The following is a 17,303-nucleotide window of genomic DNA, read 5'->3' as shown; positions in this document are numbered from 1 at the left end:
CACGTGACAGGCCCGGAGGTCAGTATTCGATGAAATTGGGCCAAACTGTGATATTTCTTTGTGCCATGGTACAGACGTCGCCACAATGCTAAGACAGGGCAGTCTTTACCATTGTTTTAACAACACGCCTCATCTCTGCCGACAGAATATAACGCGTTGCGCCGTTGTTTTTTGAAAACATTGCCGGGTAAAGTGCAAGTGTCCCAGGCGGGTCACGGACCTGCGTTCTGATTATCAATCCCTGAGAGGAAAGTCTGTGAACGACCTATGGAAAATGCACTGGCTGGAGGCATCTGGTGATATTGAGCACTACAAACCGGCAATAGTCCGGGCCGCCAGAATTGCCTGCGAGCAGCTTTCATCCACGATGCGGGTCCCTCGTCTGGATATGCTGATTCAATGCATGCCTGAGGCAGCGATACCTGAATTCGGTTTTTCAGGCAGGGCTTATAATCGCACACTGTTTTGTCTGAACCTTGATCCGGAAAATCCGAATCTCATTCAGATGCTGGAAAACGGTACGCTGGTGCGGCAGATCCTGCATGAAGTGCATCACTGCCTGCGGATGCGCGGACCAGGATATGGATGGACGCTGGGTGAAGCGATGGTCAGTGAAGGTCTGGCTGGTCAGTTTGTTAGCTGGCTGCTTAACACTGCAGCAGAGCCCTGGGAACGAGCCATTGCGCTGAACGAATTGCTGGCTAATCCCGTGGCGCTCACGACATTGCAAAGCCCTCAATACGATCATTCCGCCTGGTTCTACGGCACGGGTGACTATCGCCGATGGTATGGGTATACGCTGGGCTACCAGATGGTTGCCGTCTGGCTGCGTGATAACGCAGAATGTTCAGCCGAAAAATGGATCAACGTGACAGCCGATGAGGTGATCACTGCGGGCCTGGCGAATGGACTGGTGAAAAAATAAAAAATGCCGCAGCAGGCTGCGGCATGTCATTTCAGATTCGCATCAGAAATCGGCTTTCAGTACTACACGGTAATTGGCTTTACCGGCGCGGACATGATCCAGCGCTTTATTGATGTCCGACATCGGGAAGAACTCAACCTGTGGGGCAATATCCGCACGGGAAGCGAGACGCAGCAGCGAGCGCAGCTGGCCTGGTGAGCCGGTTGATGAACCGGTTACCGCTTTGTCGCCCAGGATCAGGTCAAAAGCACTGACTTCAATCGGCTTCATCACGGCGCCCACGGTGTGGAATTTACCCTGAGGTGCCAGCGCTGCGAAATAAGGTTTCCAGTCCAGATCGACTGCCACAGTGCTCAGGATCAGGTCAAAACGCCCTGCCTGCTTCTTCAGAGCTTCAGGATCGCGGCTGTTAACCACTTCATCTGCGCCCATATCCAGGATTGACTGCTTCTTATCCGGCGTTGAACTGAATGCCACGACTTCAGCACCCATCGCGTGAAGGATTTTAATGGCGATATGACCCAGACCACCGATACCAATCACACCTACACGGCTGGTGGCCGTGATGTTGCTCATCAGAAGCGGTTTAAATACGGTGATACCACCACACAGCAGCGGACCGGCGCTCGCCACATCCAGTTTTTCCGGCAGCGGGATAACCCATTGCCAGTCGGCGCGCAGCTTCTCGGCAAAACCACCTTTGTTCATGATGGTCGGGATGCTGCCCTGCTGGCAGTTAACCTGCTCGCCATTGATGCAGGCGTCGCAGTGCTGACAGCTTTTTGCTGTCCAGCCAATTCCTACACGCTGGCCGATTGAGAGACCTTTGTTCTTAGCCGCTTCGCCCAGGGCAGAAACCCGGCCAATAACTTCATGTCCTGCAATCACCGGGAACTGAGAGATGCCCCACTCGTTATCGATCATCGACAGGTCGGAGTGACAGACGCCACAGTATTCTACCTGGACTTCGACTTCTTCGGCTGCCAGTTCGGCGGCATCGTACTCATAGAGTTCAAGGGCCTGGCCAGCCTGCATGGCTGCATAACTTTTAATTTTCATTCATACCTCTGCGTGATTAATCACGGACAAGTGTAACAACTGAAAGCCAGCCTTGCCTGGCCGTTGCGCTTACACCGCACTTTATTGTCTTTTATTCAGATAATTCAGCCTTTAACCTGCGCGCCTGAAAGAGTTTGTAACACCTTGAGCTGCGCGACGGCTTCCTGCATAGCGTCCATTCCCTGCGTCAGTTCGCGCAGGCTGCCGAGATGCTTCGCTATGTCGGCGCGCTCATGTTGGGTCTGCTGATTCATGGCCGCCAGCGTATCGGCAGCACTGATACTGCGTTCCGCCATCTGCGCGGCGGTCTGTGCAGAGTCGCCGGCCACCAGCCTGATACGTGAGATGGTGCTGACTGCCTCACCAATGTTACTGGCCGTGGCTTCAGCCTGCTCTTTCGATGAGTGTGCCAGACGACGAACTTCGCCCGCAACCACAGCAAAGCCGCGGCCAGCTTCGCCTGCGCGTGCCGCTTCTACTGCGGCGTTCAGCGCCAGAATGTTGGTCTGGAAAGCAATATTGCTGATGCCATGTGTAATCTCATTAATGCCGTTGGAGATTTTTTCCAGATCGTCCAGCCCGTCATCCAGTCGCCCCTGCGCCTGCTGACTCTCAGTGGCGATGTTGCTGATGCTACGGATACTACTTTCTGCCAGGCTCAGCGTTTCGCCCTGGCTCTGGGTCGCGTTTTCCAGCACCGGCAGCGCTTCCATCAATGGCGTCAGCGCCTGCTGATAGTTGATAACCCGATCCAGCACCCGCGTCTGAATGCTGTTCAGCGCCTCCCAGCGGCGCAGCGCGCGCTGCGCGTAATGTGCTGCGTAACCGGCATACTCCACCGGGAACTGGGTCATCGCTTTGACGTCATGATTGAAGAACACCAGGGCCGAAAGCGTCTGATTGATTGGCACGCCCAGGATCTCACCAAAGCTGGAAAAACCGGCAGCAGCGATGCCTTTAAAGAAGTGAGCATTGTGCAGCTTATCGACATTACCGACACGACGCAGGATACAGTCGTTCATCAGAATGGCAGCCGGTTTACCGTGCTGAGCAGTAAATGCCTGCCACTCCTGCTGTGTTGCCTGTTTGAAATCCTTCTCCTCCATCAGGAACAGCCGATCGCCAAACTCAAGGTCACAAAAAAACTGCACGCCACCCGATTCAATTTTAGCGATCGAGCGAATGAAGTACTCCCCGCCGACTTTAACGCCGAAGGTTAACCCTTTTAGCCGTTCGGTCAGCTGCGCGTCGGTGCAGTTAAGGTATTCACACAGCGAGGCGACAAACGGCTGCTGCTGACCCTGGCGGTTAAATACAGAGGTAACGGTGCGTGCAACCGGATCGGCTTCCGCAATCAACCAGCTCTGATCGCGTGGGGTAAAGTTCTGGCTTTTAAACGGAGCAAAGGATTTTCCCGGCGCCATCTGACAGAACACGATCACCGCCTTGCCCTGCAGCACCTTGCCACCGGTACCAATCCAGGTGCCATCGAAAGTGATTTTCCCGCCTGCTGATCCGCCAATCGCCAGACAGGGAAAACGCCCGCAGTTGTACCAGGCCTGCATCAGAAAGCCTTCAGACGCTGAGAGTCCATCACAGTAAATCATGGCGAAAGTACGATCGGCTGAGAGCGGCATCCGCACCTGCAGCCGCGCCAGCTCCTGCTGGATGGCGGTAATGCGCTGGCTGGCCGTCTGCGTGTCGGCGACGTGCAGATCGATAATGTGCGTCTCATGGCTGGCGATCAGGGTGTCCGGCAGCCAGAGATAACTTCCCTCCGGGCCATTGCCATCACAGTAAGTACTTTGCGATCGACTGCTGCTCAGTGCACCGTTGGAAGAGAGTGTCAGCACGGTCAAATCGGCTGAGTTAAAGCGTTGCCAGGCCTGACTGACGCGCTGAAAATCGGCTTCAGGCGGAACAAAAGTCATCAGAATCCCGCCCGCGCGCGAGTTTAACCCGATGGCAGAGAGTGATTCCGGCAACGCACGACAATCCCAGGTGCCATTCGCTGGCTGGCTGCTACCCCTGAGACGGGCAACAGGCAGGCGACTTTTGATCGTCTTAATGATCGACATATTATTTTCGCTTTTATTAGAGTAAGTTGCGATTAAGCTCACGCTTGCTGATGTGTATAAAAGGAGGGCTAAATGCAGGTCCGTTCGCGTTCAGAACTCGTTGCTGAGTGCCGGTTTCATCATTGATTAGCGCGCTCAACGTCATTGAGTTATCGCCAGTAGCGTGAAAACCTTTAGCAATTGCTGCAGTTGGTTTGATGAATGAGTTTGTTACATTTACGTAGCATAAAATAATACGGAAGTGGAATCTGACGGGCAGATGTAAAGCTGTGCGGGAGACTAATGTTTACTGTTTGCGATACAGACTCATCAGTGCGATAATTGTAATGTCAAATGTAATTACAAAGGAACTCATTATGGGCACAATTAACATTCGAATTGATGATGACCTGAAGACACGATCTTATGCTGCGCTCGAAAAAATGGGTGTAACGCCTTCTGATGCGCTGCGCCTGATGCTTGAATATATTGCAGATAATGAACGTCTTCCCTTCAAGCAAACATTACTCAATGACGAAGATGCGGCGTTAGTAGAGATAGTGAAAGAACGCCTGCGAAACCCTGAGCCTGTCCGGGTCACACTGGATGACCTTTAATGACCTGGCAACTGGAGTTCGATCAACGGGCACTGAAAGAGTGGCGCAAGCTGGGGCCAACAGTACGTGAACAGCTTAAAAAGAAGCTGGCTGAGTGTCTTGAGTCACCGAGAATTGAGGCGAATAAACTCAGCGGGATGCCTGACTGCTATAAGATCAAACTCAGGTCATCCGGTCATCGACTTGTATACCAGGTAATTGATGACCGGGTGGTCGTTTTTGTAGTAGCTGTCGGGAAAAGAGAGCGCTCAGAGGTTTATTCTGCCGCATCCAGGCGTCTCTCTTAAACAGGCGATTTCACAGTTACAAAACAAAGCGGCGCTGTTCCTGTTTACCTGCCACTTTGCTGCTGCCAGTGCTGCTCGCAGCGTTCACGAGCTTCGGCAGGAAGATCACGTAAATCTGGCAGCGTATCGCCGGAACCATAGCCCATCGAGCCCGTCGCTTCCTGCTGTTCATCCTGCGCGGCAAAGGTGAGTTTTTCATCCAGCGGCTGCCAGCTATCGCCCTGCTGCCGGAAGATCACTGCATAAGTGGGCGTCTGTGCATCATCGCCGTAAATTTCATATTTTTGCTTATGCTCGTCAGAACCCAGCTCAAGGGTGTCGATCAAGGTCGCGTTACTCATAACATTCTCCTTTTCGTCAGGCCTTTAAGCGTAGTTCATCTCCGATTGCCCTGCCGACGCTAAATCTCTGCTCAACATTAACGCCATGCTTATCAACCACTTCAGGCTGTGCATTTGCATAAACGAAGCGGACGACTATGCTTCCTTGTGTGACTAGCTAGTCCTTTCTATCTAATGGAACATTGATATGAGGTCTTCCTATGACACAACAGAAATACAGAGGTGGTGCCGGTAATTTTGCCAACGATCCAGAACGAGCGAGTGAAGCTGGCAGTGCAGGAGGCAAGGTCAGTGGGGGCAACTTCAGAAACGATCCTGAAAAGGCCAGGGAAGCCGGTCGGAAAGGCGGCAAGATTAGTCGACGTCCTTCTAAGTAATTCTGAATAAAGCGCTTTAGGACGTATTACGCCATGGAATGGCATCTCTTCCGTCAACACTCAGAATAGGTTCATCATTCCCCCCTCTTTTAGCCTTAACGCCTCTCTGACCAGGTTAAAAGCCGGTGAATGCTGCTTGCGGCTGGGATAATAGAGATAGTAACCGGGGAAGGGCTCACACCAGCGCTCCAGCACCCGGATCAGCGTGCCCTGCTCCAGCCCTTCTGCAACTTCCTGTTCAGGCAAAAAAGCGATCCCCAGGCCGGCAATCGCCGCTTCTGCAATGTGTGCTGAAGTATTGAACGTCAGCTGACCATTCACCCTCACATTTAATGGCCCCTCTTCTCCGTCAAAATCCCAGACATACAATCCACCCGCGGTCGCCTGGCGCATATTGATGCAGTTGTGCTGCAGAAGATCCTGTGGAACCTGTGGCGCAGCATGGCGATGAAAGTAATCGGGAGAAGCCACCGCCGCCATTCGCAGCGGCGGAGTTATTGGCATCGCCACCATATCTTTATCAATAGTGTCTCCCATCCTGACCCCCGCATCGAACCGATCGGCCACGATGTTACGTAAGCCATGATTTGCATCGAATTCGAGCCGGATATCGGGATAAGCCGCCAGCAGTGGCGTCAGTTTGGGTATCAGGAGTGAACTCAGAATATGCGGGCCACAGGTAATGCGTACTGTGCCGGCGGGCTTGTCCCGCATTGCAGTCAGCATATCCAGTTCCGCTTCTATTTCATCGAATCGATTGCCTATCGCCTCTATCAATCGCTCACCCGCCGCCGTCGGCGAGACGTTACGCGTCGTGCGGGTCAGTAGCCGAATCTCCATCCGGTTTTCCAGTGCAGTGATGGTCTGACTTAGCGCGGGCTGCGTCACGCCCAGTAGCGCCGCCGCACGGGTGAAACTGCCTTCACGCGCGACGGTAATAAAAGCCTGAAGGTCATTCATATTGCGTTTCATGCTGCACTCCCGCCAATAGACTAATAAGCACCGGTTATAACCCCATTAAGGATTCATTAGCTAGTCAATATAAAGCGAAACAGTAGAATTTCCTGAGTTCATCAGCACTTCAAAAAATGAAACAGGACAGAACATGGCTTCCACCGAAACAACTCACTCTTCACCCCAGCATAAAGAAGCCCACTGGGGTGGCGTCTGGGCCATGACGCTTTGCGTATTCGCGCTGATCGCCTCTGAATTTATGCCGGTCAGCCTGTTATCCCCGTTATCACGTGATCTGGCGGTCAGCGAAGGTCTGGCCGGACAGGGTATCGCCATCTCTGGCGCGCTCGCAGTAATCACCAGCCTCTCGATAACGCGCATCGCGGGAAATCTCGATCGCAAAATTCTGTTGCTGACGCTAACGCTGCTGATGGCGCTGTCCGGATTGATGGTGGCAATGGCGTCGAGCTATGTGGCTTACATGACGGGTCGGGCATTAATTGGCGTGGTGATTGGCGGGTTCTGGTCGATGTCTGCCGCGGTAGCTATCCGTCTGGTTCCCACCGATAAGGTGCCGCGCGCGCTGGCTATTTTCAACGCCGGCAATGCGCTGGCGACCGTTATCGCGGCACCGTTGGGCAGTTATCTCGGTTCTGTCATCGGCTGGCGCGGGGCTTTTTTCAGCCTGGTGCCGGTGGCGTTGATCGCCCTGCTCTGGCAAGGGTTCACGCTGCCGTCGATGCCGGTGAATAAGGCGCGGCAACGCAGCGGAACGATCCTCCAGCTGCTGCGTTCGCCGCTGGTGACGGTGGGCCTGACCGCCTGCGGCCTGCTCTTTATGGGGCAGTTCACTCTGTTTACCTATCTCCGCCCGTTTCTGGAAACCGTGACGCAGGTGGACGTCTCTGCGCTGTCGCTGGTGCTGCTGACTATTGGCGTCGCGGGCTTTATCGGAACGCTGATTATCGGTGTTGTTCTGCAGCGGGGGTTCTATCTGACCCTGATGATTATCCCGCTGATCATGGCGGCGGTTGCAGTGCTGCTCATGGTGTTCGGTCATCAGCTGTGGCTGGTGGCACCGTTACTGGGCATCTGGGGGCTGGTGGCCACTGCCGCACCCACCGGATGGTGGGCCTGGATCGCCAGAACTTTCCCGGATAATGCGGAGGCGGGTGGCGGATTAATGGTTGCCATCGTCCAGCTGTCGATTGCGCTGGGATCGACGCTGGGCGGCCTGGCCTTTGACCATGCAGGCTGGCAGACCACGTTTGCTATCAGCGCCACGTTACTCGTTGTTGCTGCCTTCCTTGTGAGGCTCACCGCCCGCAGGGAAGGCGCAGCCTGAAAACAGGCTCGTTGTTTAACAGGGCAATTCAATGCCCACCCTTCGTCAATCCCGATAAGGATCACTTCATGAGAGCATTAACCCTGATGTTTGGACTGTTGATCAGTTCATTTGCAGCCAGCGCGGCCGATATGTCGCGCGGAGCCGATAATTTTTATCAAAGCGATAACGTCACCCGCGAAAAAGTGACGTTTAAAAACCAGTATCAGATGGGGGTCACCGGCACCCTGTTCAGACCCAAAGAGGCGAGTAAGACGGCGCGTCTTCCGGCGATTGTCGTGGGTCATCCGATGGGCGCAGTCAAAGAGCAAAGCGCCAGTCTTTATGCGCAAAAAATGGCTGAGCAGGGCTTTGTTACCCTGGCAATCGATCTCTCATTCTGGGGCGAAAGCGAAGGCCAGCCGCGCAACGCAGTTTCTCCGGATATCTATGCCGAAGACTTCAGCGCCGCAGTGGATTACCTGGGGACCCGCGAATTTGTCGACCGCAATCGGATTGGTGTGCTGGGCATCTGTGGCAGTGGCAGTTTCGTCATCAGTGCCGCAAAGATTGATTCCCGAATGAAGGCCATTGCGACCGTCAGTATGTATGACATGGGATCGGCCAACCGTAATGCGCTGAATAAAAGCCAGACGCTGGCGCAGCGCAGGCAGATCATTGAAGCAGCGGCACAGCAACGTTATGCAGAATTCACCGGCGGTAAAACCGCCTACACCGGCGGTACGCCACATAAAATTGATGCTGATTCACCGCCAGTGGCTAAGGAGTTTTACGATTTTTACCGGACACCTCGCAGTGAGTTCACCCCGAAAAGCTCATCAGCTGCACTCACCACGCATCCGACGCTCACCAGCAACGTGAAGTTCATGAACTTCTATCCGTTCAATGATATTGAGACCATTTCTCCGCGCCCGATGCTCTTCATCACCGGTGATAAAGCGCACTCACGCGAGTTCAGTGAAGATGCCTTCCAGCGCGCGGCTCAGCCCAAAGAACTGTATATCGTGCCTGATGCAGGTCATGTCGACCTTTATGATCGCACTGATCTGATCCCGTTCGCGAAACTGACGGCCTTCTTTAAACAGAATCTCTAATCTTCTGCTGATTATCGATTCCAGCCCGCCCGCGGGAAACTGCAGGCGGGCTGTCTGCGTTATTGGCCTTTGCGATGGCGTGTCAGATAGTGCTTCACCAGCACAAAGAACAGCGGAACAAAGAACAATGCCAGGACCGTGCCTGCCAGCGTGCCGCCGATGATGCCGGTACCAATAGCGATGCGGCTGTTCGCGCCGGCCCCGGTCGCCACCGCCAGTGGGATGACACCCGCAATAAAGGCCAGTGACGTCATCATGATCGGCCGCAAACGGGTTCGCGCCGCCTGCAACGCAGCCGCACTCAGTGAACTGCCCTGACGTACTGCATCTTCGGCGAATTCGATAATCAGTATTGCGTTCTTGGAGGTCAGCCCGACCGTGGTCAGCAACGCCACCTGGAAGTAGATATCATTACTCAATCCGCGTAACGCCACCGCCAGCACGGTACCCAGGACGCCGAGCGGCACCGCCAGCAGCACGGAAAACGGCACTGACCAGCTCTCATACAGCGCAGCCAGACAGAGAAAAACGACCAGAATCGAGATCGCATAGAGCGTAGTGGACTGTCCGCCTGCCTGCTTCTCCTGCAGTGAAAGTCCGCTCCACGCGCCTGTTGTCCCTGCCGGGAGTTCATTGGCCAGCCGCTCAATGGTGTTCATGGCATCGCCAGAACTGAATCCTTCGGCGTTCTGTCCCTGAATTTCGTAGGAGGCTGAGCCGTTGTAACGATTCAGGCTTTCCGGCCCCATGGTCCAGCGGGTTGAGGCAAACGCCGAGAACGGCGTCATGGTGCCCTCACTGTTACGGATATACCACTTATCCAGATCCGACGGTGCTGAGCGATACTGACCGTCACCCTGCACATAAACCCGCTTCACACGACCCCGATCGATAAAGTCATTGATGTAGGCGCCGCCCCAGGCGCTGGTCAGCGTATCGGTCACGTCATCCAGTTGCAGTCCCAGCGCCACCGCTTTGCTGGTATCAATGTCAACCTGCAACTGCGGGGTCTGCGGCAGGATATTCGCCCGCACGCCGATCAGCTCCGGGCTTTGTACTGCGCGCTGTAACAGTTGATCGCGCAGGTTACCCAGTTGCTCACGCGTGGTGCCGCCGCTGGCCAGCAGCTCATAGGTGAAGCCATTGTTCTGTCCCAGACCTGGCACCGATGGCGGTGTCAGTGCAAAGATCTGCGCATCCCGAATCGACGCAAGCGCATAGGTGGCGCGCCCGGCAATCGCCTCGGCAGAGTTTTCACTGCCTGGACGTTGATCCCAGTTTTTAAGTTTGATAAACGCCATACCGGCATTCTGCGCAGCACCACTGAAGTTAAAGCCATTGATGGTGAAGACCACATCAATATTCTGTTTCTCTTCAGTCAGGAACCAGTCAACAATCTGCTGATTGACGGCCTCTGTGCGGCTGGCCGTAGCGCCCGCAGGTAATGTTGCCTGAAGCATAATGCTGCCCTGATCTTCGGTCGGCAGGAAGCTGCCCGGCAGACGGGTGAACATGATAAACAACACCACACCCATTGCCGCATAAAGCGACACCATGATCAGCGGGCGACGCAAGGTGCTCACGACTTTGTGACGATACTGGCGCTCGGTGGCGGCATAAAAGCGGTTAAAACCGCCAAAGAAGCCTTTGCGATGCGGTGTTGTCGGCCGCAGCAGCATGCCACACAGCGCGGGTGTCAGAGTGAGCGCCACCACCACGGAAAAGGTCATAGCGGCAATGATTGTGATGGAGAACTGCCGGTAAATCACGCCGGTCGATCCGGCAAAAAACGCCATCGGCAGAAAGACTGCCGAGAGTACCAGCGCAATAGCCACCAGCGCACCGGAGATCTCTTTCATCGACTTTTCGGTTGCCTCACGCGCTGGCAAACCTTCGTCATGCATGATGCGTTCAACGTTCTCAACGACCACAATCGCATCATCCACCAGCAGCCCGATAGCCAGCACCATGGCAAACAAGGTCAGGGTGTTGATGGTATAGCCGCACAGCGCCAGTACACCAAAGGTGCCGAGCAGCACGACCGGCACCGCCAGCGCCGGGATGAGCGTCGCGCGGATATTCTGCAGGAACAGGTACATCACCACCACCACCAGCGCGATCGCTTCGATCAGGGTGATCACCACATCCTCAACCGAGATTTTGATGAAGTCGGTGCTGTCGAGCGCATACGCCACTTCGTAGCCCTGCGGCATCGAGTGGCGATACTCTTCAACTTTGTTTTTCACCAGCGTCGCGGTGGCCAGCGCGTTCGCGCCCGGTGCCAGCATCACCCCAACACCGGCTGCAGGATGCCCGTTAAGCCGCGTGGTCATGTCATAGGATTCGCCCCCCAGCTCCACTCGCGCAACATCTCCCACCCGCACGATGGCGCCGCTTTTGTCACTTTTGACAATGATGTTGCGGAACTGCTCTGGCGTCTGCAGTCGCGACTGCGCTCTGACGGTGGCAGTAAGTTGCTGATTATCGGGCGATGGAAGGCCACCGATTTTACCCGCTGAGACCTGAATGTTTTGCGAGCGTATTGCCGCCGACACGTCAGAGGGCTGCAAGGCAAAAGCGTTTAGTTTGAAGGGATCGAGCCAGATACGCATTGCGTACTGACCGCCAAACACCTGGATGTCACCGACACCTTCGGTCCTCGCCAGCGGCTCCTGCATATTACTCACCAGCCAGTCACCGATATCCGTGCTGTTGCTTTTGCCCGTGGTGTCATATAGCCCCATCACCAGCAGAAAGTTCGACTGGGATTTGGTCACGGTGACGCCAAGCTGCTGCACTTCACTGGGCAGACGGGAGAGCGCCTGTTGCACCTTGTTCTGTACCTGCACCTGAGCGGTGTCTGGATCAGTGCCCTGGCTGAAAGTGACAGTCACTGACACGTTCCCCTGCGAGCTGCTGCTGGAGGTAAAATAGAGCAGGTTATCCAGCCCGGTCAGCTGCTGCTCGATCACCTGCGTGACGCTATTCTCCAGCGTTTCCGCTGACGCACCGGTATAAGTTGCGCTGATATTCACTGAGGGCGGCGCAACATCGGGATATTGTTCCACCGGTAACAGGGTGATGGAGAGCGCGCCAAGCAGCATTATTAAAATGGCAACAACCCATGCAAAGACGGGACGATAAATAAAAAAACGAGAAAACATCAGCGGGATCTCTTCCTTTGGGCGGGTGCAAGACCTGCATTCCTGCGGGCCAACAAACTGCGTTGATTATAGGTTGTACCGTTCGGATAAACATCCTGACATTGCCTTTTCTTACACCAGGCTGAATGCAGCAATATTCTGCCCCTTAGCTGCTGACAAGCCAGGTTAGCGCTGGCTGAGATGAAAGCAAGACGCATGCAAAGGGATGATTATCAGACTGTCGGCAGAGGTTAAGCGCGTAAAGATTAAAAAACCTGCCCCGTTAGCCGGATGGCATAGTCATACCGGATGATGTAACTCCCTTTCAGGCGGAACACGATGATTTCTCCTTCGGTTCCATTGTGGGATATATTGGCTGCACTATCGTGACATTTTCTCTGCATAACAGGTATTCCCGGCAATGGCTCTGATCCCTAAAAACTACACGCGGCTGGAAAGCGGCTACCGTGAGAAAGCACTTAAAATTTATCCATGGGTGTGTGGACGCTGCTCACGCGAATTTGTTTATTCAAACCTGCGCGAACTGACGGTTCATCATATCGATCACGACCACACCAATAATCCGGAAGATGGCAGTAACTGGGAGTTGTTGTGTCTCTTTTGTCATGACCACGAGCACTCAAAGTACACTGAGGCTGACCAGTATGGCACCCGCGTGGTGGCAGGGGAGGATGCACAAAAAGATGTTGGTGAAGCCACTTACAACCCGTTTGCTGACCTGAAGTCGATGCTGAACAAGAAGAAGTAATCCCTGAACGTTGGGCCTGTCAGGATATTCAACCCACCCTGACAGGCTTAGCCCCGTCCCGAAACCGATGCATAAAAATCTCCCTGTAGCTGGCAGGCCCGCTTCGCACGATCCAGATCCAGGCAGAGATCGACATCATCCGGAAATCCGCGCTGTTGAAGTTCAAGGGCTGAAGAGCATTCGCGAAGAGACACCAGATTAAGCTGTTGCCAGGCGGCAACCGCACCTTTTGCTTCCGGAGAACAGCGATCACGCCCGATTGCTGCAATAATCCCACCGGCGGCAGTATAGTCTTCGATAGCCGGGCGAAGCGTGCCATCGGGCCATCTTTCTCCACAGGGAATGACCAGAATGCGTTCAAAGTCCCTGCAGGCTATTGCAGTCTGCGTAAGGTTCCTGAAGCAACCGCTGAATACGGTTACGCCCGCATCCCTGTCACGGGCAAGGAATGAGATCGCTGAACCATTGGGAGACGGCAGCACCAGCTTCTCGCCCTCTGTTATTTTCTGAATCGATGCAGGTGAGAGACTAAAACCGGCTGCGTCAGATATTCTCCCGAAGCTGGCGGCCTGTGCCCCGATGCTGTTTGCATATTCAAGGGCAGAGGCATCTTTCCACGGATAAGGATAAACCTGCGCACCCTTGTCGACCGCCAGGCTGACACAGATGGAGAAGGACATCACATCGACGATCACGATGCACTGCACGTCCCTGGCCGCGTAACTGATGGCCGGCGGTCCCCACTCAAGGCGAATGTCAAACCTCTCCTGATTACACCATTGCATATCGCATCCTCTCTTGCAGGTTGTTGGGATGATAGTCATTCATACACATACCATTGACTGGTCATGATTAAATAAGGTTTCAGCACATTCAGCTATCCGGATCAGTGATCGCTGCAACTGAACAAATTGAGAATCAACGACCTGGCCATGTATAGTGAGCCAGAGCGTAGAACCTTTTAATGATAATTGCGGAGCAGGTTAATGATTTCAAAAGAGAATGCAGAACACTATGTCTGGGGTGACGGGTGCGATGGCTGGTACCTGATGAACCGCAAGGATATGCTGGTCATTCATGAAAAAATGCCGCCCGGCACCAGTGAGAAAAAACACTATCATGCTGTATCCAGGCAGTTTTTCTTTGTTCTTCTGGGCGTACTGACTATGGAGCTGGACGGACACCTGCATGAGATCAGTGCGCAACAGGGAATCGAAATTCCGCCACTCGCCAGGCACCAGGCCAGAAACAACGGCGATGTGCCGGTAGAATTTATTGTGATTTCTCATCCGACAACACGGGGGGATCGGACGGACCTTCCTTAATCTGCAAACAGCGCTATCACAATACACTTTGTGGAACAGCACAAGTCCATGAACTGATCAGCCATTATCAATGCGTGAAAGTATCTCTGCAGCCATTTTCGCCAGTTCAGTGATCTTTTTGCTACTGACTTTTGCGGGTCTCATTCGTTCTGGTAAAGGCATTTTATGATCCTTGTAATACGCGTTATCCCGTCCCTCAAAAGAAGGTTTTATGCAGACTGAGGGTTTATCAGCGTAAAAAGTAAAATGAACCGTATTATCTTATCGGCTTTAGCGCACAGGCGTAAATATCACCTGAAATAACGTTATCAGTACGAAATCAATTACGTAAAATGTCGCCTCCTCCGATCACCAACCCATTATTATTTCCATTAAAACAATACATTAACCCTGTCATTCTGCCGACGAAGATAAAGAGGCCTCTATTTTTTTATCCATTGCTCAGAATCCAGGCAGAGTCGCCTCGTTTATAGGTCTGTTTCCAGTTACCGCCCATCCTTTATTTGATCGCTTAACTTCACAACGCCCCCTCACCGAAACATTTTGAGAGAGAATTTCACTGAATAATAGCCAGAATTCACGCTGCGATGACTTTTTCTGTACCAGGCTTATCGGATAACAATAGAGACACTGTGGAGCATTATGAAAGAGCAAAATCGCACAAATGGCATTGCCCCTTATGGTGGTGCTGCTGGTGGCTGGGGCGCACTAAAGGCAGTTGCGGATGCGATCCGCGGCCAGATGTCTGTGAAGCAGGATGTGATTGCCCTGTTTAAAGTCAACCAGCCACAGGGCTTTGACTGTCCGGGTTGTGCCTGGCCTGACCCGCAACATGCCTCATCCTTTGAGTTCTGCGAAAACGGCGCAAAAGCCGTCTCGTGGGAAGCCACCAGCAAGCGCACCACGCCGGAATTTTTTGCTGCCCATACCGTGACTGAACTGTGGGATCGCAGCGCACTGCATCTGGAGGGCGAAGGTCGCCTGACCCATCCGATGAAGTACGATGCCGCTACTGATACCTATCAGCCCATCGAATGGGAGACGGCATTCCGGGAAATTGGGGAGCATCTGCGCAGCTACGACGATCCGGATAGCGTGGAGTTTTATACTTCGGGTCGCGCCTCAAATGAAGCGGCGTTCCTGTGGCAGCTCTTCGCCCGCGAATATGGCACCAATAACTTTCCTGACTGCTCAAACATGTGCCACGAACCGACCAGCGTCGGGCTGCCGGAGTCGATTGGCGTCGGCAAAGGCACGGTAGAGCTGGAAGATTTTGATCACTGTGACCTCGTGCTCTGCATCGGCCATAATCCCGGCACTAACCATCCGCGTATGCTGGGCACGCTGCGTGAAGTTTCTAAACGCGGTGCGACTATCGTGGCGATCAACCCGCTGCGTGAACGCGGACTGGAGCGTTTTACTTCACCGCAGAGCCCGATTGAGATGTTATCAATGAGCTCCACTGAGCTGGCATCGACTTACTACAAAGTGCGGGTGGGCGGCGACGCGGCGATGCTGAAAGGGGTGATGAAGATCCTGCTCACTATGCACGAGGAGGCGCTGAGCAAAGGCGAACCCGGCGTCATTGATGAAGCCTTTATCACTGAGCACACCGAAGGGTTTGACGCCCTGAAAGCCGACCTGGAGAGTACCGACTGGGCGCATATTCTGAAAGTCTCTGGCATGGCGCGCGAAGAGATCCAGCATATCGCCCGGCTCTACGCCAGTGCTGAACGCACCATCATCTGTTACGGCATGGGGATTACTCAGCACCAGTATGGCACCCAGAACGTGCAGCAAATTGCCAACCTGCTGCTGATGCGCGGCAACATCGGTAAGCCAGGCGCGGGTATCTGTCCGTTACGCGGTCACTCCAATGTGCAGGGCGATCGCACGGTGGGCATCACGGAGATCCCACCGCAGTCGCTGCTGGATGGCATAGAGAAGGTGTTTGGATTCCAGCCGCCGCAGAAGCATGGTCATGGCGCGGTTGAGGCGATTAAGGCGATGCGCGACGGCAAAGCCAAAGCGCTGCTCTGTCTGGGCGGCAATCTGGCAGAAGCGATCTCTGATCCACAGGTGACGTTCCCGGCGATGCGCAAACTGGATCTGGTGGTGCATATGGCCACCAAACTCAACCGCTCACACCTGTTACTCGGTAAGCACAACTATCTGCTACCCGTGCTGGGCCGTACTGAGAGCGATGTTCAGGCTACCGGCGTTCAAAGTGTGACTGTTGAAGATTCAATGTCGATGGTACATGCCTCACGTGGCTCGCTGGAACCGGCTTCGCCTCATCTTAAATCTGAACCGGCGCTGGTGGCCTCCCTTGCTAAGGCAACGCTGCCAGACAGCGTGGTTGACTGGTCAGCCATGGCTGCCGATTACAGCCGCATCCGTGATGCCATTGAAGCGGTGTTCCCGGCGTTTGAAAACTTCAATGAGCGGATTAAGCATCCGGGTGGATTCCGGCTTCATAATGCCGCATCAGAGCGCGTCTGGCTTACGCCATCTGGCCGTGCGCAGTTTAAGGTGATGCAGGGCATCAATGAAGATCCCCGCTCGCTGAAATGCCATGACCTGGTACTCACCACCCTGCGCAGTCACGACCAGTACAACACCACGCTGTATGGCCTGAACGATCGCTATCGTGGTGTAACGGGCCGGCGTGACGTGCTGTTTATCAATGCTGAAGAGGCAGAAAAACGCCAGTTGCGGGTCGGTGACCGTGTCGATCTGATGGCGCTGGACCCGGAGGGCAATCCCACCTCGCGCCAGATGAAAAACCTGACCATCGTGATTATTGATATGGCCTCAGGTTCAGTCGGCGCATACTATCCCGAGGCGAATGTGATGGTGCCGCTCGACAGCCACGATACCAAAAGTGGCATTCCCGCCTATAAAAGCATTCCCATCGCCATGACGCGCGTCACCGACGAGACGCAGACGACCTCAGGCGTTCTACGCTAATCGGACGTATCAGAATGTGAATGTTGTCAGCGTGGCCGGT

Annotated in this window: 15 protein-coding genes; 9 read left to right on the top strand and 6 right to left on the bottom strand. The window is 54.2% G+C overall.

Annotated elements, in window-relative coordinates; all coding sequences use genetic code 11:
- Positions 1-256 precede the first annotated feature (256 nt).
- Positions 257-925, top strand: coding sequence for a DUF2268 domain-containing putative Zn-dependent protease (locus HZZ01_RS19875; RefSeq protein WP_370463508.1), 669 nt, complete (start codon positions 257-259; stop codon positions 923-925).
- Positions 926-967: 42 nt separating this feature from the next.
- On the opposite strand, the gene HZZ01_RS19870 is transcribed toward HZZ01_RS19875, so the two are convergent.
- Both HZZ01_RS19870 and HZZ01_RS19865 read right to left on the bottom strand, forming a co-directional pair.
- Positions 968-1,984: an NAD(P)-dependent alcohol dehydrogenase gene (locus HZZ01_RS19870; RefSeq protein WP_090967073.1), complete on the bottom strand. Its 1,017-nt coding sequence runs from the start codon at positions 1,982-1,984 to the stop codon at positions 968-970.
- A gap of 104 nt (positions 1,985-2,088) precedes the next feature.
- Positions 2,089-4,062, bottom strand: coding sequence for a methyl-accepting chemotaxis protein (locus tag HZZ01_RS19865; protein ID WP_179899158.1), 1,974 nt, complete (start codon positions 4,060-4,062; stop codon positions 2,089-2,091).
- 356 nt (positions 4,063-4,418) lie between these two features.
- Here HZZ01_RS19865 and HZZ01_RS19860 point away from each other — a divergent pair, with 356 nt between their 5' ends.
- Entirely contained in the window at positions 4,419-4,658 is a 240-nt protein-coding gene (locus HZZ01_RS19860) for a type II toxin-antitoxin system RelB/DinJ family antitoxin (protein WP_179899157.1), read from the top strand.
- Entirely contained in the window at positions 4,658-4,945 is a 288-nt protein-coding gene (locus HZZ01_RS19855; RefSeq protein WP_179899156.1) for a type II toxin-antitoxin system RelE/ParE family toxin, read from the top strand. Before HZZ01_RS19860 ends, HZZ01_RS19855 begins: the two co-directional genes overlap by 1 nt.
- A 44-nt stretch (positions 4,946-4,989) precedes the next feature.
- Here HZZ01_RS19855 and HZZ01_RS19850 read toward each other — a convergent pair whose 3' ends face one another.
- The gene (locus HZZ01_RS19850) at positions 4,990-5,286 is read right to left on the bottom strand and encodes a hypothetical protein (RefSeq protein ID WP_179899155.1); all 297 of its coding nucleotides are present in this window, start codon (positions 5,284-5,286) and stop codon (positions 4,990-4,992) included.
- Positions 5,287-5,486: 200 nt separating this feature from the next.
- Between HZZ01_RS19850 and HZZ01_RS19845 the strand changes: the two genes are divergently transcribed.
- On the top strand, positions 5,487-5,663 hold the full coding sequence (locus HZZ01_RS19845; protein WP_008926846.1) for a general stress protein: 177 nt from the start codon (positions 5,487-5,489) through the stop codon (positions 5,661-5,663).
- A 60-nt stretch (positions 5,664-5,723) separates the two neighbouring features.
- Here the strand turns inward: HZZ01_RS19845 and HZZ01_RS19840 are convergent, their stop codons facing one another.
- Complete coding sequence (locus tag HZZ01_RS19840; protein ID WP_179899154.1) at positions 5,724-6,635, bottom strand: LysR family transcriptional regulator; 912 nt, start codon at positions 6,633-6,635, stop codon at positions 5,724-5,726.
- Positions 6,636-6,837: 202 nt separating this feature from the next.
- Between HZZ01_RS19840 and HZZ01_RS19835 the strand changes: the two genes are divergently transcribed.
- Positions 6,838-7,962 carry an MFS transporter gene (locus HZZ01_RS19835; RefSeq protein ID WP_179899184.1) on the top strand — a complete coding sequence of 375 codons (1,125 nt, stop codon included), beginning with the start codon at positions 6,838-6,840 and terminating at the stop codon, positions 7,960-7,962.
- A 68-nt stretch (positions 7,963-8,030) separates the two neighbouring features.
- A complete protein-coding gene (locus tag HZZ01_RS19830) occupies positions 8,031-9,056 on the top strand; it encodes an alpha/beta hydrolase (protein ID WP_179899153.1) in 1,026 nt (341 codons plus the stop codon).
- A gap of 59 nt (positions 9,057-9,115) precedes the next feature.
- Here HZZ01_RS19830 and HZZ01_RS19825 read toward each other — a convergent pair whose 3' ends face one another.
- The gene (locus tag HZZ01_RS19825; RefSeq protein ID WP_179899152.1) at positions 9,116-12,220 is read right to left on the bottom strand and encodes an efflux RND transporter permease subunit; all 3,105 of its coding nucleotides are present in this window, start codon (positions 12,218-12,220) and stop codon (positions 9,116-9,118) included.
- Between the two features lie 400 nt (positions 12,221-12,620).
- Here HZZ01_RS19825 and yajD point away from each other — a divergent pair, with 400 nt between their 5' ends.
- A complete protein-coding gene (yajD, locus tag HZZ01_RS19820) occupies positions 12,621-12,968 on the top strand; it encodes an HNH nuclease YajD (protein ID WP_179899151.1) in 348 nt (115 codons plus the stop codon).
- Between the two features lie 47 nt (positions 12,969-13,015).
- Here the strand turns inward: yajD and HZZ01_RS19815 are convergent, their stop codons facing one another.
- Positions 13,016-13,753 carry a 2-phosphosulfolactate phosphatase gene (locus HZZ01_RS19815; protein ID WP_179899150.1) on the bottom strand — a complete coding sequence of 246 codons (738 nt, stop codon included), beginning with the start codon at positions 13,751-13,753 and terminating at the stop codon, positions 13,016-13,018.
- Between the two features lie 201 nt (positions 13,754-13,954).
- Between HZZ01_RS19815 and HZZ01_RS19810 the strand changes: the two genes are divergently transcribed.
- Together HZZ01_RS19810 and HZZ01_RS19805 are read left to right on the top strand one after the other, a co-directional pair.
- Positions 13,955-14,293 carry a cupin domain-containing protein gene (locus tag HZZ01_RS19810; RefSeq protein ID WP_179899149.1) on the top strand — a complete coding sequence of 113 codons (339 nt, stop codon included), beginning with the start codon at positions 13,955-13,957 and terminating at the stop codon, positions 14,291-14,293.
- A 642-nt stretch (positions 14,294-14,935) separates the two neighbouring features.
- Positions 14,936-17,263: an FdhF/YdeP family oxidoreductase gene (locus HZZ01_RS19805; protein ID WP_179899148.1), complete on the top strand. Its 2,328-nt coding sequence runs from the start codon at positions 14,936-14,938 to the stop codon at positions 17,261-17,263.
- Positions 17,264-17,303 lie beyond the last annotated feature (40 nt).

Source organism: Pantoea sp. WMus005 (assembly GCF_013415305.1).
Classification (GTDB): Bacteria; Pseudomonadota; Gammaproteobacteria; order Enterobacterales; family Enterobacteriaceae; genus Pantoea; species Pantoea rara.
Note: the sequence above shows the minus strand (reverse complement) of the source record. Positions and strands in the feature narration are given on the sequence as shown.